Source organism: Lactobacillus sp. ESL0237 (assembly GCF_003692985.1).
Lineage (GTDB): Bacteria > Bacillota > Bacilli > Lactobacillales > Lactobacillaceae > Lactobacillus > Lactobacillus bombicola.
Map to the genome: position 1 here is coordinate 1 of NZ_REHE01000001.1, position 22,273 is coordinate 22,273.

Below are 22,273 nucleotides of genomic sequence, written 5' to 3' on the forward strand. Positions count from 1 at the left end.
TTGGAGTTTGATATTAATGAATTTTGGGAGCATTTTAATACTGAAATGCATCAACGCTTTAACGAAGTAGCATATAATGCTTGGTTCAAACATACCAAGCCTATTTCTTTTGACCAGACCAGCCATGAATTAAAAATTGCCGTTCAAAATCCGGTAACCAAAGGCTATTGGGAAAAGAACCTATCTGCTCAATTAATTCAATCAGCATATGGTTATGCCAATATTGAAGTCATTCCGATTTTTCGAATTGAAGAAACTAGTAGCAGCGAGCGCTTAGTTACACCGAGTTCACAGTCAAAGATGCCCACGGGCCAGACACAAAAGACCACACCAAATGCGTTTGTCCGCAATCTTAAATTAAACGAAAAATATACTTTTGATAACTTTGTCCAAGGTGAAGGAAACAAGTTAGCTGCTGGCGCTGCATTAGCGGTTGCGGATAGCCCTGGTAGTTTTTATAATCCACTTTTTATTTTTGGTGGTGTGGGATTAGGTAAAACCCACCTAATGCAGGCCATTGGTCATCAAATGCTGGCTGAACGTCCAAATGCTAAAATCGTCTATATTCAAAGCGAAACTTTTGTTAATGATTTTATTAATTCCATCAAAAATAAAACGCAAGATCAATTTCGGGAAAAATACCGAACTTGCGATTTATTATTAGTCGACGACATTCAGTTCTTTGCTAAAAAAGAAGGAATTCAAGAAGAATTCTTTCATACTTTTGAAACGCTCTATAACGATCAAAAACAAATTGTCATGACTAGTGATCGCTTACCAACTGAGATTCCCGATTTATCTGAAAGATTAGTTTCTCGCTTTACCTGGGGTTTGCAAGTTGAAATTACTCCTCCGGACCTAGAGACGCGAATTGCAATTTTACGCAAAAAAGCGGAAGCAGAGAACCTCACTATTGATGACAACACCTTAGATTATATTGCTTCACAAGTTGATACTAATATTCGGGAACTAGAGGGGGCCCTGGTCAAAGTACAGGCACATGCCACAATTGAGCATGAAGATATTAATGTTAATTTAGCGCGTGAAGCATTGGCCGACCTCAAATTAGTACAAAAAAATCAAGGACTGCAAATTTCTAAAATTCAAGAAGTTGTTGCAAATTACTTTCAAACTTCAACTTTTGAGTTAAAAGGTAAGAAAAGAGTTCGACAAATCGTGATCCCACGCCAGATTGCCATGTATTTGTCACGTGAATTAACTGATTCTAGTTTGCCGAAAATCGGACAAGAATTTGGTGGTAAAGATCATACTACCGTGATGCATGCTTATGAAAAAATTAGCCAAGAAATTAAAACTAATTCTGATATTAAGACTGCAGTTTTTGATTTAAAGCAAATGCTCGATCACTAACCAAATTAATTATTGTGGAAAAGATATTGACTTATACACAACTTCTTAACCGTACGAATTACGTTATTTTAGGGTCAACTTACTTTTTCAACACAAATCACAGGACCTACTAATACTACTTAAATAAATATATAATTAATATATAAAGAAATTAGCCATTACAGGAGGCAACTATGAAATTTACTGTTAATCGAAATCTTTTTATCGATAATTTAAATAACGTCATGCACGCAATCTCTTCTAGAACAACGATTCCTATTCTTAGTGGTATCAAACTTAACCTATCTGAAAATGAATTACTGCTAACAGGTAGTGATACTGAAATATCAATTGAAATTCGCATTCCAGTCAGTGAAGATTTAAAAGTCGACTCTCCAGGATCAATTGTTCTACCTGCACGCTTTTTTAGTGAGATAATCAAGCGTTTGCCAGGTAAGGAATTTTCACTAGAAGTAAAAGAAAGCTTTCAAACCCAAATTGTTTCCGAGAATAGCGAATTTACGATTAATGGATTAGATTCCAATACTTACCCAAGATTACCGGAAATTTCCGACGATTCCGCTTTTATAATTTCGGGAAAAACTTTCCGTGAAATTATCAATGAAACCCAATTTGCTGTTGCTACTCAAGAAAGTCGTCTCGTACTAACGGGCGTTCATTTTACCTTTAGTCCCAATAAGATTCATGCCGTTGCAACTGATTCACATCGCTTATCAAGTCGTGCTCTAATTTTAGATCAAGGTGCACAAACTGAAACTGATTTAATTATTCCGGGAAAAAGCTTATTAGAATTAGCGCGAATTATTGGTGAGACAGATCCTCAAATTAAAGTTTGTCCAGGTGAAAACCAAGTATTATTTGAAATTGGTAATATCTTATTTTATTCACGGTTACTTGAGGGCAGTTACCCAGATACAGCTCGGTTAATTCCAACTGAAAGTACAACTCAAGTTGAATTTGATTTGGCTGAATTATCTAGCGCACTTGATCGAGCAAGTTTATTGACCCATGCTGGACGTAATAACGTAGTTGATTTAACCTTAGATACAGAAAAGCAAAGTGTTAAATTATCGGGTGAGTCGGCAGAAATTGGTAATGTTGAAGAAAACGTAAGTTTTCGCCAACTAACTGGTAGCAATTTGAAAATATCATTTAACCCAGATTACTTACGTGATGCCTTGCGCGCGTCTGTATCTGATGCAGTAATTATGGAATTTACGCAACCTTTGCGTCCGTTTACTGTTAATCCAAATAAAACGGACATTGACTTTGTTCAATTAATTACCCCAGTTAGAACTTTTTAGAAAAAAAGCCATTAATTTAAGCTAATGGCTTTTTTTTGTATGACCTTGTTAAAATGGTCAAGATGCGGGGCTGTATTTTATTTTTGAGTCCTTTACTATAAGATGTTTATTTTGAAAAACAGCGGTTATAGGGCTTTATATTGCCACTTAAGTTGTCTTTTAGTGATGAAACGAATATACTTAATATAAGAAATATTAGAAGTTTATAGTGGTGAAGGTGGATATTATTAAGGAATTTAAAGTAAAGGGCGAATATATTACCCTGAGTCAATTTCTCAAAGAAGAAAGTATCATTTCATCGGGTGGACAAGCTAAATGGTACTTGCAGGAAAATCCGGTTTTTCTTAATGGAGTCAAAGAGAATCGGCGTGGTAAAAAAATTAGACCAGATGATCAAGTTGAAATAGCTGACGAAACATATAAATTTCGGTAAGCAACAAAAAGATGTACCTTAAGCATTTTATTGCGCAACATTATCGTAATTTACACCAGTGCGATATTAATTTTGATCCTAACGTTAATATTTTTATTGGACAAAATGCGCAGGGAAAAACAAACTTGCTCGAAGCTATTTATTTTTTGGCATTAACTAGATCGCATCGTACAAATAACGACAAAGATTTAATTGCTTTTAAACAGGAGTATGCAAATATTTCAGGTCGTGTTTATAAAAGTCAGCTTGATTTGTCCTTGCGCGTCCTAATTACAAAAAAAGGTAAAAAAGCTTGGATTAATCGTATTGAGCAAGCCAAACTTTCTAAGTATGTTGGACAGTTAAATGCTATTTTATTTTCTCCTGAAGATCTAGAACTTATTAAAGGGGCGCCGGCTCTGCGGCGGCGTTTTATGGACCAAGAATTTGGCCAGATTGATGCAGAATATCTTTATTTTGCTGGTAAGTATAAGCAAGTATTACAGCAAAAAAATAATTACCTTAAGCAACTAGCTAGAGGTAGAACAAAAGATACTGTCTTCTTAGAGGTTCTATCTGATCAATTGGCTGGGGTAGCTGCAGAAATAATTGTAAGACGATTTAAGTTTTTAAGATATTTGGATAAATATGCTAAAGAGGCTTATAAGCACATTAGTTCAAGTGGGGAGCTGCTGCAAGTTACCTATAGACCTTCAGTTAGTGATATTACTAGTCATGATAGTTTAGAAGAAGTTTATCGTAAGCTGCGAGTTAGTTTTCAAAAAAATCAGACTAATGAAATTACGAAGGGAACGACTTTAAGTGGTCCACACCGGGATGATGTTGAATTTGAGTTAGATAATAAAGATGCTCATTTATATGGATCCCAAGGACAACAAAGGACAATCGCACTTAGTATTAAGTTAGCGGAAATACAACTAGTTCATCATTTAACAGATGAGTATCCGCTGCTGTTGCTTGATGATGTAATGAGCGAACTTGATCACAACCGTCAAAATGCGTTGCTAAATTATATTCATGGCAAAACGCAAACCTTTATAACAACAACAGATCTTGCAGGTATTTCCTGGGAAATAATAAAAAAGCCCAAAATATTTCGAATAAAGTCTGGAAAAATTTATTTAGAAGAAGGGAAATTGAATGGCCGATAATAAAAAAGAAAATATTGATCAAATTAAACAATATGAAAAAGAAGCTGATAAATATAATGCCAGTCAAATTCAAGTCTTAGGTGGACTTGAGGCTGTTCGTAAACGACCGGGGATGTATATTGGGTCAACTAGTTCTCAAGGATTACACCACTTGGTTTGGGAAATAATTGATAATGGTATTGATGAGAGCCTAGCCGGATTTGCCACTAAAATTGAAGTTACCATTAACGAAGATGGTAGTGTTACTGTTCAAGATGACGGACGTGGTATTCCGGTTGATATTCAAAAGAAAACAGGGCGTCCAGCATTGGAAACTGTTTTTACAGTTTTACATGCTGGTGGAAAATTTGGCGGTGGCGGATATAAGGTTTCTGGTGGATTGCATGGTGTTGGGGCATCGGTAGTTAATGCACTGTCAACTAAACTTGACGTTACCACTATGCGTGATGGCAAGAAGTATTACATTGATTTTGACCATGGTCGGGTTAATACTGAAATGAAGCTTGCAGGAACCGTACCGTCGAGTGTGCATGGAACAATTGTTCACTTTTTCCCCGACCCAGATATTTTTACAGAGACTACTTCATTTGATGATCAGGTATTGAAAAATAGGATTCGTGAGCTAGCTTTCTTGAATAAAGGTTTGAAGTTAACCTTTACTGATCAGCGAAAAGAAAGTGCTGAAACTGATGTATATCACTTTGAAGGCGGTATAAAAGAATATGTTTCATTTTTAAATAAGGGAAATGACGTTCTATTTACTGAACCAATTTATGTTGACGGCACTTACAATGACATTAATGTTGAAGTTGCCTTGCAATATACTACTGGGTATAAAACGACATTAATGACTTTTGCTAACAATATCCATACTTATGAAGGTGGAATGCATGAGGCTGGCTTTAAGACGGCCTTAACGAGAGTAGTTAATGATTATGCCCATAAGACCAAGTTGCTAAAGGATAATGATGACAATCTTTCAGGTGAAGATATTCGGGAAGGCATGACTGCTGTTGTTTCAGTTAAGCATCCAAATCCACAATTTGAAGGACAGACAAAAACTAAACTGGGCAATTCTGACGCTCGAACTGCGGTTGATCATTCGTTTTCTGAAACTTTTAACAACTTTTTGTTAGAGAATCCGCAAGTTGCACGTAAAATATTGGAAAAGGCGCAGTTAGCTGAAAGGGCACGGACAGCTGCTAAGCGAGCACGTGAAGTAACACGGAAAAAATCGGGCTTAGAAATTGCTAATTTACCTGGTAAATTAGCTGATAATACCAGTAATGATCCCAGTATTTCTGAATTGTTTATTGTTGAGGGAAATTCTGCCGGTGGTTCTGCTAAGCAAGGTCGGTCGCGGTTGACCCAAGCAATTTTACCAATTAGAGGTAAGATTTTAAATGTTGAAAAAGCATCAATGGATCGTATTTTAGCGAATGAAGAGATTAGATCTTTGTTTACAGCCTTAGGTACGGGTTTTGGCGCTGACTTTGATGTCTCTAAAGCAAGATACCATAAGCTAATTATTATGACAGATGCGGACGTTGATGGGGCTCATATTAGAACCTTGTTGCTAACCTTGTTTTATAACTATATGAAACCAATGATTGAAAAGGGATATGTTTATATTGCACGTCCACCCCTATATCAGGTGCGCCAGGGTAAAGTAATCAGATACCTTGATACTGATGAAGAGCTACATGATTACCTAGGTAGTCTCCAGCCTAGTCCTAAGCCAACGGTGCAACGCTACAAAGGATTAGGTGAAATGGATCCAGAGCAATTGTGGGAGACAACTATGAATCCCGAAAATCGTCGCCTTGATCGAGTTAGTCCTGAATATGCTAAAAATGTAGATGAAGTTTTTGAATTATTAATGGGTAATGAGGTAGCACCACGACGTAAATTTATTGAAGAAAACGCTAAATACGTTGAAAATATAGATGCATAGGGAGGTTTAAATGGATAACGACAATCAAGGTCAGGATCATCGAATAAGAAATGTTGACTTGACTAGCGTAATGAATAGTTCGTTTCTTGATTATGCCATGTCGGTTATTGTGGCTCGAGCATTACCAGATGTTCGGGATGGCTTAAAGCCAGTACAGCGCCGTATTCTTTATGGTATGAGTGAACTGGGAGTTACACCGGATAAACCATATAAAAAATCAGCTAGAATCGTGGGAGAAGTTATGGGTAAGTTTCACCCCCATGGTGATTCTTCGATTTATCTAGCGATGGCGCACATGGCCCAGGATTTTAGTTACCGCTACATGTTAGTAGATGGACATGGTAATTTTGGTTCGGTTGATGGTGATGAGCCAGCCGCAATGCGGTATACTGAAGCCCGCATGAGTAAAATTGCGGTTGAAATGTTACGGGATATTAATAAAAATACGATTGACTGGCAGCGGAATTATGATGATTCTGAGAATGAGCCGATTGTTTTGCCGGCTAGAATTCCGAACCTTTTGGTAAACGGTACAAGTGGTATAGCAGTAGGAATGACAACTAATATACCACCACATAATTTATCAGAAGTTATTAAAGGGATACATATGGTGATGGCCAATCCCGATGTTACGACTAAGGAGTTAATGAAAGCAATTCCTGGACCTGATTTCCCAACGGGAGGGACAATCATGGGTCGTAGTGGCATCTATCGTGCTTATGAAACTGGCCGTGGTAATATTGTCGTACGGGCTAATACTGCCATTGAAACTGAAAAAAGTGGCCGAGAACGGATTGTTGTAACTGAGTTACCTTACTTAGTTAACAAGGCGGAATTAGTTAAAAAAATCGCTGATTTGGCGCGGGCTAAAACAATTGATGGTATAACTGGAGTTCGAGATGAATCCGATCAAACAGGAATGCGCCTAACTATTGATATTCGACGAGATGCTAGCGCAAGTGTTGTACTAAATAATTTGTTTAAGTTAACGCAAATGCAAGCAAATTTTGGGATGAATATGGTCGCGATTGTTGACGGCGCACCCCATTTTTTAAGCTTAAAACAAATGCTGGAATATTATCTTAAGCATCAAGAAGATGTTGTTACTCGTAGGACAAAGTTTGAGCTGGGTAAAGCTGAAGCTAGAGCTCACATTTTAGCTGGATTGAAGATTGCTTTAGATCATATTGATGAAATCGTACGAATTATTCGACAGAGTGAATCGAGTGATATTGCCAAAGCAGCTTTGATTAGTCGTTTCGGACTTGATGATAAGCAATCACAAGCTATCTTAGATATGCGTTTAGTACGTTTAACTGGCTTAGAGCGCGATAAAGTTGAAGAAGAATATAAAGAATTGCAAGTTAGAATTGCTGATTATAAGGATATTCTAGCTCATCGGGAGCGAATTAATGAGATTATCTATGAGGAATTATTAGAAACACAAAAACGTTTTGGTGATGAACGTCGCACTAAGATTGGCGATGGTGAAGTCATCTCAATCGAAGATGAGGATTTAATTGAAAAACAGGATGTTTTATTAACTTTAACCCATAGTGGCTATATCAAGCGGATGCTCATTAATGAATTTAAAACGCAAAATCGTGGTGGTAAAGGCATCAAGGGAATGGGAATTAAAGATGGCGACTTTATTGAAAAATTAATGTATTCCAGTACCCATGACTTGTTACTATTCTTCAGCAATAAAGGTAAAGTTTATTCTAAGAAAGCCTATGAAATTCCTGAATTTAGTCGGACCGCTAAAGGCTTACCAATAGTTAATTTATTGCAATTGGAAAAGGGAGAAAAGATTGAAACAATCGTTAATATCCCTGAAGATGCAAATGACCAATATTTATTCTTTATTACTAAGTTAGGAGTTGTTAAGCGCACTCATGTTAGTGAATTTGCTAACATCAGAAATAGTGGGTTGATTGCGTTGACTTTACGCGATGGCGATGAATTAACCAATGTTTTATCAACTGATGGTAAACAGGATATTTTAATTGGAACCCATTTAGGTTATGCAGTTCGCTTTAATGAAACCACAGTTCGTTCAATGGGTAGAACAGCTGCTGGCGTACGTGGTATTAACTTGCGTGCTAATGATTATGTAGTTGGATCTGGTGTTGTGAGTGATCAAGATGAAATTATGGTTATTTCTGAAAAAGGTTACGGCAAACGTACATCTGCTGCTGAATATCCAACTAAGGGGCGTGGCGGTAAAGGAATTAAAACCGCTAATGTTACTGAAAAGAATGGTCCCTTATCTGGCGTGACCGTAATTGATAGTACCCAAAATATTATGGTGATTACCAATGATGGTATTATGATTCGCTTTAAAATTGATGATGTTTCGCAAACTGGACGTAGTACAATTGGGGTTCGCTTAATTAAAGTTAATGCTGAAAATAAGGTGGCCAGTTTGGCAATAGTTCCAGCAGAAGAAGATCAAACAGTTGGTGAAAAAGAAAGCCAAGATGAGGACATAAAAGGCTAAGCCTCAACTATAAATTTTTAAAAAATTATCAGACATTTTGACGTATTTATTCTATGAAGAGAGTAAAATCTTTTGTAGGATCACGTGAAGATAGTTTGGTAATTTTTTAGTATTGTGCTAAAATTAGAGATTGTGAGTAATAAATTGATTACTTTCCTTGTTCTTGAATTTTAGCAAGAACCATTTAGTCCAAAAGGAGGTGCACTAGTATGACAACTACAAAGTACGAAATAACTTATATTATTAAGCCTGATATTGATGAAGAATCAAAGAAGGCGCTAGTTGAAAACTATGATAAAGTTATTACCAATAATGGTGGTACGATAGTTGAGTCAAAAGACTGGGAAAAGCGTCATTTTGCATACGAAATCAACAAATATCGTGAGGGAACTTACCATATTATGGTTTTCACTGCTGATAACGCAGATGCAGTTAATGAATTTGATCGTCTATCTAAGATTGATACTGCTGTTTTACGTTCAATGACTGTTAAATTAGATAAATAGGCAAAACTTTATCGTTTTCGTGATTTAGGAAAGGGAGGACCTATAGTATGATTAATCGAGTTGTACTTGTCGGCCGTTTAACACGTGATCCTGAATTACGTACTACTGGGAGTGGAATCTCGGTTGCTACGTTTACTCTTGCTGTTGATCGTCAGTATACTAACGCTCAAGGTGAGAGAGGAGCAGACTTTATCAGTTGTGTCATTTGGCGCAAGGCCGCAGAGAACTTCTGTAACTTTACGTCAAAAGGGTCACTTGTTGGTATTGATGGCCGGATTCAAACCAGAACATACGATAATAAAGATGGGCAAAGAGTATATGTGACTGAGGTTGTCGTTGATAACTTTTCACTGCTTGAATCACGCAAAGAGCGTGAAGCCCGTGGCCAAAATGGTGATTTTACACCGAATAATACCGGCAACTTTGGTAATCCAAATACCACTAGTTCGCCTAATATGGGAGCATCTAATCAAAATAACCCAATTAATAATCAGCCGGATGTAACGCAGGATCCGTTCGCTGGTTCGGGTGATACAATTGATATTTCGGATGACGATCTTCCATTCTAACTTTTAAAGAAAGGACCTAGGATATGGCTCAACAAAGAAGAGGCGGCCACCGTCGTCGTAAGGTTGACTTTATCGCAGCCAACCATATTGATTACGTTGACTACAAGGACGTTGATCTGTTGAAACGTTTTATCTCAGAAAGAGGTAAAATCTTACCACGTCGTGTCACTGGCACTAGCGCTAAGAATCAACGTAAAGTAGCTAAGGCAATCGAAAGAGCTCGCATTATGGGCTTGTTGCCATTTGTTACTGAAGACTAATTAGTCTAATAAAAATTTAAACGTACTAAGTTTTTGAAAACTTAGTACGTTTTTTAGTTAAGTATTAGAAAGTTTCTTATCCTGTAAATACAAGGTATAATAAAACTGATATGTTTTACATTACTTTAGGAAGGATCTTACATGAAAGATTTTTTACGTAATGAATTACCTGCTTTTGTTAAGGATTCACGGTTAACTGCTTCAGTAATTATCATTTTAGTTTTGTCTCTGTTAGGCAGTATTGTAGCGCTAATTATTAACCCTTTATTTGGGTTAGCAATGGGAGTAATTTTTATTCTCACGGTCGCGTGTGTTGTTTATGGTAGCTATATCCTTGCTGGTAATGCCAATAATTTCGCTGTTAATTTGTCTTATCGAATTAAGCGTAGTGAGCAAGAGGCGATGATTAAGATGCCACTGGGTATCTTGCTCTATGATGAAGACCGGCAAATTCAGTGGGTAAATCCATATTTGCAACTTTATTTAAAAGATGAGGATTTAATTGGGCATACGATTAAATCAGTTGATCCAGAGCTAGATAAGTTAATTGACGAGTCACTCAAAGCTAAAACTGCTGAAAATCATATTGTTAATTGGGATAACCATGAATTTGAAATGGTTATTCAAGGTGATTTAAATGTGGTCTATTTACTTGATATTACCCGTTATGCCAAAATTGAGCAAAAATATAATAATGAATTATTAGTGCTTGGCCAAATCTTTATTGATAATTATGATGAATTAAGTGAAACGATGAGTGATCAAGAACTATCGACAACTAGTTCCTATGTGCAAAATACTCTAAGTGAATATGCCCAAAATTATAATGCTTATTTAAAGCGAATTGATGAAGACCATTTTTTATTATTACTTCATATGCAAGATTTGACTAAAATGGAACAGGATAAGTTTTCAGTTTTAGACAAAATGCGCTTAGAAACTAGTCGTAATAATACTCCTTTAACCCTATCAATTGGAATAGCTTTTGGCAGTAGTTTGATTCTCGAACTTGCCAATCAAGCGCAATCTAACCTAGATTTAGCTTTAGGACGTGGCGGAGATCAAGTTGTTTTAAGCCAACCAGGGCAAGCAGCGCGTTTTTATGGTGGTAAGTCTAATCCGATGGAGAAAAGGACGCGCGTCAGAGCACGTATGGTCTCACAGGCAATTAGTGAGCTCTTTAAGGAAGCAGATCGGGTATTTGTGGTTGGCCATGCCAATCCTGATATGGATTCAATTGGTAGTGGCATTGGCGTGGTTAAGATTGCACGGCTGCACGGGGTGCAAGCTAACGTTGTTTTAGACTTAAATAAGACAAATTATGATGTTGGCCGGCTAGTTAATAAGTTGCAGCAAGCAAAGGAGAAGACTAATTTATTTATTTCAGCTAGTGCAGCCTTAGAAAATGTAACGGATAAGTCGGTATTAGTGATGGTTGATCATTCTAAATATTCGATAACCTATTCTAAAGAATTATATAATCGCTTGAAAAACAGAATTATTGTAATTGATCACCACCGCCGCGGGGAAGAATTTCCCGAAAATCCAATGCTAACTTATGTAGAACCATATGCTTCATCAGCTTGTGAATTGGTAACAGAAATGGTTGAGTATCAGCAGCCTAGTTCTGGCAAACGAGTCTTGACGGATCTTGAAGCAACCGCAATGCTAGCAGGGATTACAGTTGATTCGAAAGAATTTTCCTTGCGTACAGGGACCCGAACCTTTGATGCAGCGAGTTATTTGCGCTCAATTGGTGCTAGTTCTGTTGGGGTTAGCGAACTACTTAAAGAGGATATTGATAGTTTTTTAGAACGTACTCGTTTAGTTAGTAGCTTGAAAATGATCAAACCGCAGATGGCTGTTTTATGTGGACCTGATGATAAGATAATAGATCCAATTATTACTGCTCAAGCTGCAGATACAGCCCTTGATTTAAAAAATGTTGAGGCCAGCTTTGCGCTTACGCGTAGGAGTAAAGATATGATTGGTATATCAGCTCGATCAATGGGTGAAATTAATGTGCAAGTCATTATGGAAAAGCTTGGTGGCGGGGGGCACTTATCTAATGCAGCTACCCAAATAAAAGATGTATCTGTGAATGAGGCACTTGCCAAATTGGTTGAAGCAGTGGATACTTATGAGCAAGAAAATGAATAGTAAAGGAGAAAACAATGAAAGTTATTTTTACTGAAGACGTTAGAGGTCGTGGAAAACGTGGTGAAGTAAAGGAAGTCCCTGATGGCTATGCCCAAAATTATTTAATTAAGAGAGGCTTGGCTAAGGCGGCAACTAAGGCCAATATGCATACTTTAGAGCGGGTCACTGCTAATGAAAAAGCTGCTTATGAAAGTGAAAAAGCTGAAGCTGAAAAAGTAAAGGCTCTTCTTGACCAAGATAAAACTGTGGTTAATTTTAAATCAAAGGCTGGTTCTGATTCACGTTTGTTTGGCTCAATTTCAAGTAAGCGAATTGTTGAGGGCTTGGAAGAGCAGTTTGGTATCAAGGTTGACAAGCGCAAATTAAACCTGCGTGAGCCGATTAAAACTTTAGGGTATACCAATGTACCTGTTAAGTTATTTAAAGGTGTAGAGGGTAAAATTCGCGTTCATATTACTGAACAAGATTAACATGTTCAAGTGCAAGCTGATAAAAGTGGTTTTAATTAATGGATAATATTATTTCGCAACAGGTACCACATGATGATGGAGCGGAAAAAGCAGTTTTAGGCGCAATTTTTATTAATCCAGCGGCAATAGCTGATGCCAGTGCTGAAGTTCAACCAAGTGATTTTTATAAAAAGGCTAACCAATTAATTTTTCAGGCAATGATAGATCTATCTGATCGTGAAGATGAGATTGATCCGGTAACTCTGCAGGATGAATTAACTAAGAAAAATCAATTGGATGATATTGGTGGAATTGCTTATGTTTCTGACCTGGCAATGGCAACGCCAACAGCTGCTCATATAGTGTATTATGCTAAAATTGTCCATCGCAAGGCACTATTGCGGCGTCTTATTTCTGCAAGTCAAAAAATCATAACTAATGCGATGCAAGATTCAGAAGATGTAACTGATATTCTGGATAATGCAGAAAGCGAAATTATGAATGTTTCCTCTGAAAATAATGCTAATGGTTTTCGGGGAATTAAAGAAATTGTCAATTCAACGATTGAAGAGATTAATCAAATCCCTGAAGATGGTAATATGGTTACAGGGATGCCGACAGGTTTTGTCGAATTAGACAAAATGACAACTGGATTTCATAACGATGAGTTGATTATTATTGCAGCTCGACCAGGTGTGGGTAAAACTTCTTTTGCATTGAATGTGGCACAGTATGTGGGCCTGCATGTTCATAAAACAGTAGCCATGTTTTCTTTAGAAATGAGTGGGGAGCAACTTGTTCAACGGATGTTATCTTCTGAGGGGCTAATTAATTCGCAACATCTGCGAACGGGACAATTGGATGAGGAAGAATGGCAAAAATTAGTTGTTGCTTCAGGCTCCTTAGCAACTGCGCAAATTTATATTGATGACACTCCAGGCATTAAAATGAGCGAAATTAGGGCTCAATCAAGGCGGCTGGCTAAGGAAACAGGCGACTTAGGTCTAATAGTAATTGATTATTTACAGTTGATTGAAGGCCCACGTAGTGAATCGCGGCAACAAGAAGTTTCAGCAATTTCTCGGCAATTAAAGAAGCTTGCTAAAGAAGTTCATGTCCCAGTTATCGCATTATCGCAATTATCGCGGTCAGTGGAACAGCGTCAAGATAAGCGGCCAATTTTATCAGATATTCGTGAGTCTGGCTCAATTGAACAAGATGCGGATATTGTTTCATTTTTATATCGAGATGACTATTATCATGATGAGGATCAAGAAGACGGTCCCCAACAGAATAGTGACCTTGATAATGAAAATGGTGAAGTAGAGGTCATTATTGAAAAGAATCGTTCAGGTAGCCGTGGAACTGTAAAATTAATGTTTTCCAAACCGTATAATCGCTTTTCAAATCTCGATTATAGTCACGATCAACCACCAAAATGAGTAACAATATAAATTATATGTGTTATTTAATAAACCTTTATAGATTACTAGTAATAACTAAAACTTGTAAAAAATAAAGCGTTTTTAGTGACAATGATTATAATAAATTGTACTATTAAGAGGTAAACATATTATTTTCGCTAATTTTTTAGGGAAAGGACATAATATTATGGCTGATAAAGGATTAAAAGATAAATTAGCTGGTAAGGCTAATGAAGTTAAAGGAAAAATGCAACAGGCTGCTGGCAACGTAAAGGATAAGGCGCAAGAAGCAACCGAAAATGTAAAAGATAAAGTTGATGACGTTAAAGAAAATATGAAGAAATAACGCTCAACTACTGAAAAGGCGAAGGACATGATTGTCCTTCGCCTTTTTCTGTTTCATGTGAAACACTAATGAGCTTTGTTTTTAACTTTTATTGGTAATTTAAGCTGGGGATGGTCTGAATCATAAAATTCATAAAATATGGGAGCTACTGCAGAATCATTGCTTTTAGGGTAAAGTTCATAGTTATTTGCCATTAAAGGTAAAGTCATATTGTTTTTATATGAATCCCAAATACTGGTAAAAATTTGGGTGAGCAATTTGCGTTCTTGTGGTTCAAGCGCCAGTAAAGCACGACTTAACCGATAAGTACCCACTAATTTATTGTTGGTCAGTTGATGCAACTCATTAATATCCATGTTTTCAAATGCTTCAAATAAATCAGCAAAAGCTTCGCCGCGTCTTTCTTTAGGAATCGAATTATTAAAATTAATCAGTGCATGTCGAATTACCCGACTGCCTGCAGATAATCCTTCAGCTAAAGTAAAACTATCGCGAGCAACGGACCAACGACGTGGATCGTGTTGATTGCGCATGGGGGCAGTACTTTTAACAACTAAAGTTTGTTCAGGATGATCGAGCATAGCACCAAAAACTGATCCCTGTGGAATGTAAGTTTTCATCTGGGGTAGGACACGTTTAAAACCGTCACTGGTATATACCTTACGAAAGAAGCCCGGGCCATCAAAATTAATTGCTTTGATAACTCTTTTTTGAATGTTGGCATCAACTGCACTTAGTGCATATTGAGCAAAATTTCCCCCTTTTGAATGACCTACAAGATAAATCCGTTTATCTGAAAATTGCTTAGCAATTGTTGTTAGATATTCAGCAGCAACATTTTGCCCATAAATTTCTGGCAAATAGTTCATGCGCATATCTTCTTTCCAGCCAATCATTGAGCCATCAGTACCACGAAAGGCAATAACAATTGTGTTATCGTCAATAATAAATGTAGCTGCACTAAATTGGAGGGGATGTGGTTCCTTCTCCAAGCGCGTAGTCCAGTCAAGAATTTTTATCTCACCTATGCGCGGGCTTTCAGCAAGTAATAAAATTTCAGCAGCAGTTTCGGAATGCATTTGATGTTGAAAAGAGGGTAAGCTCTGCAACTTTTTGGCTAACTCACCAAGTGTATGGTTAACAACAGAATTGTCGGCAGGTAAGTATGCTAAGGATGCTAATAAAGAGGCATCGACACTGTTGAACGGCTTTTCGGTAAATGGTAAGTCACCACGCCAACGTAAATAATCAAGTGAATTAGACATAAAATTGCCCCTTTCTGATATATAACTACATTTTAAATTGATTTGGTCCGTAATGAAAAAATAAGGACAAAAAAACAATAGAATTAACTATTGCTTAATGTTTATTATTTAATGATTTACCCATTAGTTGTATAACTAATTCGTTTAATATCCGAATATTTGCGCAAAGCCATAATAATATTATTTTCATCAATATTATTATTAATAATGCCATCAACAACAAAGATAATTCGTTCATCACTGACATCCATTATTTTTACAGAAATACTTTCAACGTGATTAGCAGTCAACTCATGCTCAATTGTTTGTAGAATATGCGGTTTATTGACAGTTTCAATTTGAATATTAAAGCGAATATGACGAATAATTCTATCTATTAAATTATCATCATGAAACAGCATTTGTACGATAAACAAGAGCAAGGTAGCTGTAATACCCAATAAATAAAGTCCAGAGCCGATGGCTGTCCCGATAGCTGCTGTAGCCCAGATACCGGCTGCAGTTGTTAGACCGGAAATTTGCTGCTTTTTTATTAAAATAGTTCCAGCACCGATAAAGGAAATTCCAGTAACAATTTGAGCAGCAATTCTTGAAGGGTCTAAGGCAATGTTAGACATCTTAAGTAGATCGTTAAAGCCATATTTAGAAATTATCATGAATAATGAAGATGAAAAGGCAACAACAATATGGGTTCTTACCCCTGCACTTTTTCTTTGAATAGCGCGCTCATAACCAATTAAAGCGCCGCATAAGGAAGCGACGATAATCCGCAATATCCAAGAAAATTCTGTAGCGAATGGTATTAAAATAGCCATTATATTCCTCCTTTTTTAAATCCAAATTTAATTATACGCTTAATAACAGAGATAGTATTGTAGTTAAGAAAAAATAAAAAAAAGCAAAAAAGGACTTGCATATTAGCAACTAATATGGTTAAATAAATATCGTTGTTGAGTTAACAACGCTGACTTAGCTCAGTTGGCAGAGCACGTCACTAGTAATGATGAGGTCGGAGGTTCGAATCCTCTAGTCAGCATTATAAAGATTCATTTATATTGATTAACCTTGATTTATCAGTGTTTTACTAAGATAAGTTAAGGTTAATTTTTTTGTATAAATAAAAATGATGCACACTAAGTGCACGTAGTTAAAATATTAAAGTGCAATTTTTGCACGCGGTTTTGAGAGCGGAATAATGTGAAAGGATATAAATAAAGTTTTATATCTTTTTTTATTTGTTGAAAAAGATACGTACATGATTTATTCTAATATAAGAGACTTTTGTATGTACGGAGATAAAATGACATTTTCATATGCTCCCCTATGGGAAACTTTATATAAGAAAAAAATTTCAAAAAATAAATTTAAAAAGATCTGTAAATTTTCTAATAACACAATTTCACAATTGGTAAATAATGAAAATACTACTGTTAAAACGTTGGATAAGATTTGTAATAAGTTAAATTGTAATATTGAGGATATAGTTATGCATGTCGATAATAGTGTGCCTTTATTTTGTAATCCAAAATACGATATTAAGACAGGATTAAGTACCATTTCTTTGTTTAGTGGTGCAGGAGGTTTAGATTTAGGATTAAAAAAAGCAGGGTTTAACATTGTATATGCTAACGATAATTATGCACCCGCAGTTGAAAATTATTTGGCCAATATAGGAAATATAGAAAATAAAGATATTAGAAAGGTCAATGAAAATGAGTTGCCATATGCTGATGTAGTAGTGGGTGGATTCCCATGTCAGCCTTTTTCAACTGCTGGCAATCGAAAAGGCACAGATGATGATAGAGGAAATTTATATCTGGATGTTATACGAGTTATTAAAGCTAAAAAACCTAAAATAGTTATTATGGAAAATGTTAGAGGGCTTTTATCAATGAAAAATAAAGATGGCTCTAAACTAATATATACAATAGTTTCCATCTTGGAAAATGTGGAACCAGGATATGTAGTTAAATATAAGCTTTTAAAGGCGAGCGACTATGAAGTACCTGAAAATCGTTTCCGTGTAATTATTATAGCTTTTCGTAAAGACTTAAAAATAGATTATCATTTCCCCAAACCTACAACTAAAGATTACAAGAAATTAACTTTAAAGCACATTTTAAATGTAAGTAAAGATATTCCAAATCAAAATGAGGTATGGGATTTATCTCCTCAAAGTCAAAAATTAGTAGATCATATCCCTGAAGGTGGTTCTTGGAAAGATATACCTTATGATCTATTACCAGATAGATTAAAAAGAATTCGTGATAATATGAAAAGATATCATTCACCTAATTTCTATAGAAGATTTGGAAGAGATGAAATAAATGGTACAATCACGGCGGCAGCTACTCCGGAAAATAGTGGAATTGTTCATCCAGTAAAAAATAGAAGATATACAGTACGCGAAATAGCTAGAATACAATCTTTCCCTGATGATTATATATTTGTAGGAAGCTCGATTCCGGCAAAATATAAAGTAATAGGAAATGCAGTACCTCCAAAATTAGCTGAAATTATAGGTGATTCAGTAGTAAAAGCTTTGCATGACAATAATTTATGATGAAATAGGACTTGCTGTGTCCTATTTTGATATAATGAAGCAAAAAGGCATAGTAAAGGATTAGTAATATGAAATGGTATGTATCAAAAAATAATGTAATCGAAGCAATTAAATATTTTAAGGAATCTGAATTTCCATCAGATGATGCATTATCTATTTTTCTTTTAGCTAAACATACGGGAATAACAACATCTCATAAAATATTAGTTAGTGGAGAGGTACCAGAAAAAGAAAAAGATGGCTTTGATGAATTAGCAAAATTAACAAATCCAACTGAAGAATATCAATTTGGTTCTCATATGTTTCCAACTAATTTTAAAGATCAGAAATTCTTTAATCAAAGTTCAGAAAGACCATTTTCAAGATTAAGAGACACGATAAAACAAAAAAATAGTAAAGTGGAACTTTATAATTGGAATGGCGAAGAGAATACTATATCTTTGAAGCAAAATTTTAAAGATATAATTCAGGCTAGATATTTAAACAATCAAAAAATTTCTATGCGAAATTTAGCTGCATGGATTTTTAGGTTTACAGGATTTGATTTTGAAGAAGAGCCAACAGTAACTGCTTTTACAAGAGTAATAAGAAAAGCTTTAATTAAATATTTCCATATTAAAAAAAGCGATACAATATGGCTATTCAAAGATGATTTTTATCTCACTCCTCTAAAACCAGAAAATAAATATATTGCAGGTAGAGATTTAAGATCTAGTATTGGGCTTAGTGAAACGTATATAGAAAATATTAAGTCACAGGGTAAAGCAAAGATTATTGATACTCCGAAAAACAAGATAATATCTAGGAATATTGTAGAAAAATATCAAGAGCTCACAGGTGACAATGCTTCTTTTAGCACAATTTTAGAGACTTTAAGAGTTAAAAAGCAAATTATATTAACGGGAGTACCAGGAACAGGTAAATCAAGATTTACTAGACAATTAGCGCAAAATGACTTTTTTGAAAAAAAAGACAAGGCCCCCAATGATAAGAGAGAAAATTGTGTTACCGTTCAATTTCATGCAGATTATTCATATGATGATTTTATAGGTGGCACAATTTTAAAAAATGTAGAAGATAAGAATAATATGGTTGCTGAACAAAGAAAAGGGGTACTATTAGATTTAGTTGAAAACGCAAAGGTTGATAAAGAACATAATTACCTATTAGTCATTGATGAAATAAATAGAGGAAATATAGCATCTATATTAGGTGAAACTATTTTAGCTCTAGATCGAAATTATAAGGTAAAACTAAAACAACCGATTAAAGGTGTAGATTCTATTCAATTACCTGACAATCTTTATATTGTTGGAACTATGAATACCAGTGATAGAAATATTGCATTCTTAGATCTAGCTTTAAGGAGAAGATTTGCCTTTATTCGTTTAGAACCGAATTATGATGTATTATCTGAAAATTATAAATTAGAAGTGGATAATGATGAAAATGGAACAGACATTTATGATTTAGGTGCTGTTTTAAGAGAAATAAATAATAGAATTGTTCAAACAATGAATGATCCTGATAAAGAATTAGGACAGTCCTATTTTATACCTGTAAATGGTAATAAATGGGATCCAATACAATTTCAAGATCAATTTAATTTTGTATTATTACCTACTTTACAAGAATATGATTTTCAAAATAATGGAATCACAGAAAAGATTTTAGGAGATTCATTGAGTGATTCTATATTAGATGAAGAAGAATTTTATACAGCTTTAAAACAAGAATTTTCAGAGATGGTTAAATGCCAGAATTAGAAGGAATAAAAAATCAAACCATTATAGCAATTCAAGATAATGAAAAAAATTTTTTTGATAAATTTACAAAAATAAGACATATAAAATGGCCTAGGGAACAGAGAGATAATAATTTATTAATTCTTAGTGCTTCAATGGTTGGATATATTGTTACTCCATTTAGAACTATTAAATTACCAATTAAATATCCAGAAATAACGTTTAGTCATATTTTGAGAATGTATATGTATACTCACGCTTTCAGAAGGAATGATAGTGCTAGAGAATTAGATATAACAGAAAAAGAAGAAGATTTAGATATTATAACTTCATTTTTAAAATCTTTAAAAACCGAATTGATGAATGGTATCATTCGAAGCTATAAATTATATCCGAAAATGGATAGTAAGGTTAAAGGGAAAGTAGATTGGAATAAGAGTTTAATACATATACTTAAAAGAGATGAAAATCCTGTTGTTACAAAACAATTTAGATTAAGTACAGATAATAGCATTAATAGACTAATTGTAGGTGCACTAAGAAAAATTTTTGTTGATCCTCGATATAAGGCGGAAGTTTCAAACTTATTAGAAATATTTGAAGATGTAAAGAAACCTGTTGAGAAAAATGGAGCCGATGCATTAAAAAATATAGTTTTCAATTCTAATACTAATAGATATCGAAAAGTATTAAATTATGCTTCATTAATTATAGATAGTTCAGATTATAGTGACTTAGGAAATCAGACAGGTTTACAAAGTTTTATTTTGAATTTTGATGCTTTGTATGAAGACTTTGTAATTAAAGTTTTGGAGCAAGAAAGTAATGTAGAAGGATTTACTACTTGGTGGTTAATGCACGATTTCTCAATTTCTGATCAAATTAATACAGTCACTTATAAACCTGACATATTATTTAAATATAAAAAAGAAGATCCAGACAATGAATATAAAGAATCATCATATGGTGTTTTAGATTGTAAAAATAAGGCATATTCAATCTTTAAAAATGCTGATGTTTATCAAGTTTTATCTTATGCAAGAAAGCTTTGCTCGAAGAAAATAATTTTACTATACCCATCATTTAATGTAAGAAAGTATGAAAAACTAAATTTAGACTATGATATCTTTGATCCATCTACTATATATGCAGTTTTTATAAATATTGCTAGTGAAAATGGAACAATTTTTTTAAAAAATTTGCGTACCTTTGCAAAAGAAGTGGTTGATATTTTAACTATGTAAGGATACGAACTAATTAGAATCTTCTTTATTGCTTAACATTGATTTGATAATTTTATTAAAGGTGGATTTATCATAAATTTTAATATACGAAGATTTGGATAACTGATTAGCAAGATCATCTAGTAGAAAAACTAATAAATCATTTGATGCATTTGAGATAGCTCTTTTTTCATTTTTTATGTAAAGTAATCCATTTATTTTTTCTTGAAATAAATTATAAACTTGTTCATATTTGAAATTATCTGTAAATTGATCTTGATTAAGTGGGTGACTTCCATATGAAGCTATATTGAATGTACTAAAAAAATCATCTTTATATTCTTTAAGATCAAAGATAATTGATTCCAGTACAGTTGTATCAGATTGAATTAGGGTTTTTAATATTTTAAAATTATCATTTTCTGTAAATTTATTCTTGCTATTTAACAAATATTCATGGAGTGTAATTATAAGGACAGATTTAGATAATTCTTCTGGAGTCATGTAACCATAAACAGCATTTATTGGACTTATATCTAAATTAAAAGCACTTAAAAAATCAAGAAAGCTCAACATAAAAGAAGCAAGTAAAACATAGCTAGTATTTTTTGATTCTGCCATTATTTCTTTAATGGCTTGACGGTTTAACAAATGGTTACCTTTAAACAAATCCTTTTCATAGTTTATTTTTTCTAGAATTTGAATATTATAGTTATAAACATTTTTTAGAAAATCAACAATTTCTGATCCGTTACTAAATAAGGTGTCCATATAGTTAACATTTAATAAGTCGATAATAGCTATTCTCTGTTGAAGATTTTTAGGACGAGCACGTACTTTGTTCGATATGTAAGACATAAATGCAGATGAAGGCTGTGTTTCACCATAATCATCTGTTTTCATTAATATTTTGTCAGAATTATTGTTTATTAAATTATTAATTTCATTAACCATCTCATAATTATTGAGATGGTTTTTCTTTTTATAATTATTGAGTAATTCAGGTAATTTACTAGGAATAACTGGGCTTTTAGTCATTAAATCAACTCC

Annotated in this window: 19 protein-coding genes and 1 tRNA gene; 17 read left to right on the forward strand and 3 right to left on the reverse strand. The window is 34.5% G+C overall.

Translation table 11 applies throughout. The annotated features are described in order from the left end of the window. The 13 genes from dnaA to F5ESL0237_RS00065 all read left to right on the forward strand — a co-directional run bounded on the left by dnaA (nt 1) and on the right by F5ESL0237_RS00065 (nt 14,427). Complete coding sequence (dnaA, locus tag F5ESL0237_RS00005) at nt 1-1,371, forward strand: chromosomal replication initiator protein DnaA (protein WP_122024276.1); 1,371 nt, start codon at nt 1-3, stop codon at nt 1,369-1,371. Between the two features lie 173 nt (nt 1,372-1,544). Continuing rightward, on the forward strand, nt 1,545-2,675 hold the full coding sequence (gene dnaN / locus F5ESL0237_RS00010; RefSeq protein ID WP_122021067.1) for a DNA polymerase III subunit beta: 1,131 nt from the start codon (nt 1,545-1,547) through the stop codon (nt 2,673-2,675). A gap of 211 nt (nt 2,676-2,886) precedes the next feature. After that, nucleotides 2,887-3,108, forward strand: coding sequence for a S4 domain-containing protein YaaA (gene yaaA / locus F5ESL0237_RS00015; RefSeq protein ID WP_305019947.1), 222 nt, complete (start codon nt 2,887-2,889; stop codon nt 3,106-3,108). An 11-nt stretch (nt 3,109-3,119) separates the two neighbouring features. Next, nucleotides 3,120-4,259 (forward strand): DNA replication/repair protein RecF, encoded by a 1,140-nt coding sequence (recF, locus tag F5ESL0237_RS00020; RefSeq protein WP_122024277.1) that lies wholly within the window; start codon nt 3,120-3,122, stop codon nt 4,257-4,259. Beyond that, nucleotides 4,249-6,213, forward strand: coding sequence for a DNA topoisomerase (ATP-hydrolyzing) subunit B (gene gyrB / locus F5ESL0237_RS00025; protein WP_122024278.1), 1,965 nt, complete (start codon nt 4,249-4,251; stop codon nt 6,211-6,213). Before recF ends, gyrB begins: the two co-directional genes overlap by 11 nt. Nucleotides 6,214-6,223: 10 nt before the next feature. Then, entirely contained in the window at nt 6,224-8,713 is a 2,490-nt protein-coding gene (gyrA, locus tag F5ESL0237_RS00030; protein WP_122024279.1) for a DNA gyrase subunit A, read from the forward strand. Between the two features lie 209 nt (nt 8,714-8,922). Continuing rightward, a complete protein-coding gene (gene rpsF, locus F5ESL0237_RS00035; RefSeq protein WP_122024280.1) occupies nt 8,923-9,219 on the forward strand; it encodes a 30S ribosomal protein S6 in 297 nt (98 codons plus the stop codon). A 47-nt stretch (nt 9,220-9,266) separates the two neighbouring features. Next, nucleotides 9,267-9,788, forward strand: a complete 522-nt coding sequence (gene ssb / locus F5ESL0237_RS00040; RefSeq protein WP_118895857.1) for a single-stranded DNA-binding protein — start codon at nt 9,267-9,269, stop codon at nt 9,786-9,788. A 23-nt stretch (nt 9,789-9,811) separates the two neighbouring features. Continuing rightward, nucleotides 9,812-10,048: a 30S ribosomal protein S18 gene (gene rpsR / locus F5ESL0237_RS00045; protein WP_090093298.1), complete on the forward strand. Its 237-nt coding sequence runs from the start codon at nt 9,812-9,814 to the stop codon at nt 10,046-10,048. A gap of 141 nt (nt 10,049-10,189) precedes the next feature. Continuing rightward, a complete protein-coding gene (locus F5ESL0237_RS00050; RefSeq protein ID WP_122024281.1) occupies nt 10,190-12,208 on the forward strand; it encodes a DHH family phosphoesterase in 2,019 nt (672 codons plus the stop codon). Nucleotides 12,209-12,222: 14 nt separating this feature from the next. Further along, entirely contained in the window at nt 12,223-12,678 is a 456-nt protein-coding gene (gene rplI, locus F5ESL0237_RS00055) for a 50S ribosomal protein L9 (protein WP_090093295.1), read from the forward strand. Between the two features lie 38 nt (nt 12,679-12,716). Continuing rightward, complete coding sequence (dnaB, locus tag F5ESL0237_RS00060; protein ID WP_090093293.1) at nt 12,717-14,099, forward strand: replicative DNA helicase; 1,383 nt, start codon at nt 12,717-12,719, stop codon at nt 14,097-14,099. Nucleotides 14,100-14,268: 169 nt separating this feature from the next. Then, the gene (locus tag F5ESL0237_RS00065) at nt 14,269-14,427 is read left to right on the forward strand and encodes a YtxH domain-containing protein (RefSeq protein ID WP_122021073.1); all 159 of its coding nucleotides are present in this window, start codon (nt 14,269-14,271) and stop codon (nt 14,425-14,427) included. A 65-nt stretch (nt 14,428-14,492) separates the two neighbouring features. Here the strand turns inward: F5ESL0237_RS00065 and F5ESL0237_RS00070 are convergent, their stop codons facing one another. After that, nucleotides 14,493-15,692 (reverse strand): DUF2974 domain-containing protein, encoded by a 1,200-nt coding sequence (locus F5ESL0237_RS00070; protein ID WP_122024282.1) that lies wholly within the window; start codon nt 15,690-15,692, stop codon nt 14,493-14,495. Between the two features lie 116 nt (nt 15,693-15,808). Beyond that, nucleotides 15,809-16,507, reverse strand: coding sequence for an MgtC/SapB family protein (locus F5ESL0237_RS00075; RefSeq protein ID WP_122021075.1), 699 nt, complete (start codon nt 16,505-16,507; stop codon nt 15,809-15,811). Between the two features lie 148 nt (nt 16,508-16,655). On the opposite strand from F5ESL0237_RS00075, the gene F5ESL0237_RS00080 reads away from it, so the two are divergent. The 4 genes from F5ESL0237_RS00080 to F5ESL0237_RS00095 all read left to right on the forward strand — a co-directional run bounded on the left by F5ESL0237_RS00080 (nt 16,656) and on the right by F5ESL0237_RS00095 (nt 21,244). Further along, nucleotides 16,656-16,728: transfer RNA gene (locus F5ESL0237_RS00080), tRNA-Thr, on the forward strand. Between the two features lie 249 nt (nt 16,729-16,977). Further along, nucleotides 16,978-18,255: a DNA (cytosine-5-)-methyltransferase gene (gene dcm / locus F5ESL0237_RS00085; protein ID WP_233551815.1), complete on the forward strand. Its 1,278-nt coding sequence runs from the start codon at nt 16,978-16,980 to the stop codon at nt 18,253-18,255. Between the two features lie 68 nt (nt 18,256-18,323). Continuing rightward, nucleotides 18,324-20,021: an McrB family protein gene (locus tag F5ESL0237_RS00090; RefSeq protein ID WP_122024283.1), complete on the forward strand. Its 1,698-nt coding sequence runs from the start codon at nt 18,324-18,326 to the stop codon at nt 20,019-20,021. Next, complete coding sequence (locus F5ESL0237_RS00095; RefSeq protein WP_122024284.1) at nt 20,009-21,244, forward strand: hypothetical protein; 1,236 nt, start codon at nt 20,009-20,011, stop codon at nt 21,242-21,244. The genes F5ESL0237_RS00090 and F5ESL0237_RS00095 overlap by 13 nt, the downstream gene beginning before the upstream one ends. Nucleotides 21,245-21,253: 9 nt before the next feature. Here the strand turns inward: F5ESL0237_RS00095 and F5ESL0237_RS00100 are convergent, their stop codons facing one another. Further along, nucleotides 21,254-22,261 carry a hypothetical protein gene (locus tag F5ESL0237_RS00100; protein WP_122024285.1) on the reverse strand — a complete coding sequence of 336 codons (1,008 nt, stop codon included), beginning with the start codon at nt 22,259-22,261 and terminating at the stop codon, nt 21,254-21,256. Nucleotides 22,262-22,273 lie beyond the last annotated feature (12 nt).

Excerpts from the sequence above, each read along its gene's own strand:
- dnaN (WP_122021067.1), top strand. The coding sequence starts at position 1,545 with ATGAAATTTACTGTTAATCGAAATCTTTTTATCGATAATTTAAATAAC.
- F5ESL0237_RS00050 (WP_122024281.1), top strand. The coding sequence starts at position 10,190 with ATGAAAGATTTTTTACGTAATGAATTACCTGCTTTTGTTAAGGATTCA.
- rpsR (WP_090093298.1), top strand. The coding sequence starts at position 9,812 with ATGGCTCAACAAAGAAGAGGCGGCCACCGTCGTCGTAAGGTTGACTTT.
- gyrB (WP_122024278.1), top strand. The coding sequence starts at position 4,249 with ATGGCCGATAATAAAAAAGAAAATATTGATCAAATTAAACAATATGAA.
- F5ESL0237_RS00070 (WP_122024282.1), bottom strand. The coding sequence starts at position 15,692 with ATGTCTAATTCACTTGATTATTTACGTTGGCGTGGTGACTTACCATTT.
- rpsF (WP_122024280.1), top strand. The coding sequence starts at position 8,923 with ATGACAACTACAAAGTACGAAATAACTTATATTATTAAGCCTGATATT.
- dnaB (WP_090093293.1), top strand. The coding sequence starts at position 12,717 with ATGGATAATATTATTTCGCAACAGGTACCACATGATGATGGAGCGGAA.
- F5ESL0237_RS00100 (WP_122024285.1), bottom strand. The coding sequence starts at position 22,261 with ATGACTAAAAGCCCAGTTATTCCTAGTAAATTACCTGAATTACTCAAT.
- F5ESL0237_RS00075 (WP_122021075.1), bottom strand. The coding sequence starts at position 16,507 with ATGGCTATTTTAATACCATTCGCTACAGAATTTTCTTGGATATTGCGG.
- F5ESL0237_RS00090 (WP_122024283.1), top strand. The coding sequence starts at position 18,324 with ATGAAATGGTATGTATCAAAAAATAATGTAATCGAAGCAATTAAATAT.
- recF (WP_122024277.1), top strand. The coding sequence starts at position 3,120 with ATGTACCTTAAGCATTTTATTGCGCAACATTATCGTAATTTACACCAG.
- rplI (WP_090093295.1), top strand. The coding sequence starts at position 12,223 with ATGAAAGTTATTTTTACTGAAGACGTTAGAGGTCGTGGAAAACGTGGT.
- ssb (WP_118895857.1), top strand. The coding sequence starts at position 9,267 with ATGATTAATCGAGTTGTACTTGTCGGCCGTTTAACACGTGATCCTGAA.
- dcm (WP_233551815.1), top strand. The coding sequence starts at position 16,978 with ATGTACGGAGATAAAATGACATTTTCATATGCTCCCCTATGGGAAACT.
- gyrA (WP_122024279.1), top strand. The coding sequence starts at position 6,224 with ATGGATAACGACAATCAAGGTCAGGATCATCGAATAAGAAATGTTGAC.
- F5ESL0237_RS00065 (WP_122021073.1), top strand. The coding sequence starts at position 14,269 with ATGGCTGATAAAGGATTAAAAGATAAATTAGCTGGTAAGGCTAATGAA.
- F5ESL0237_RS00095 (WP_122024284.1), top strand. The coding sequence starts at position 20,009 with ATGCCAGAATTAGAAGGAATAAAAAATCAAACCATTATAGCAATTCAA.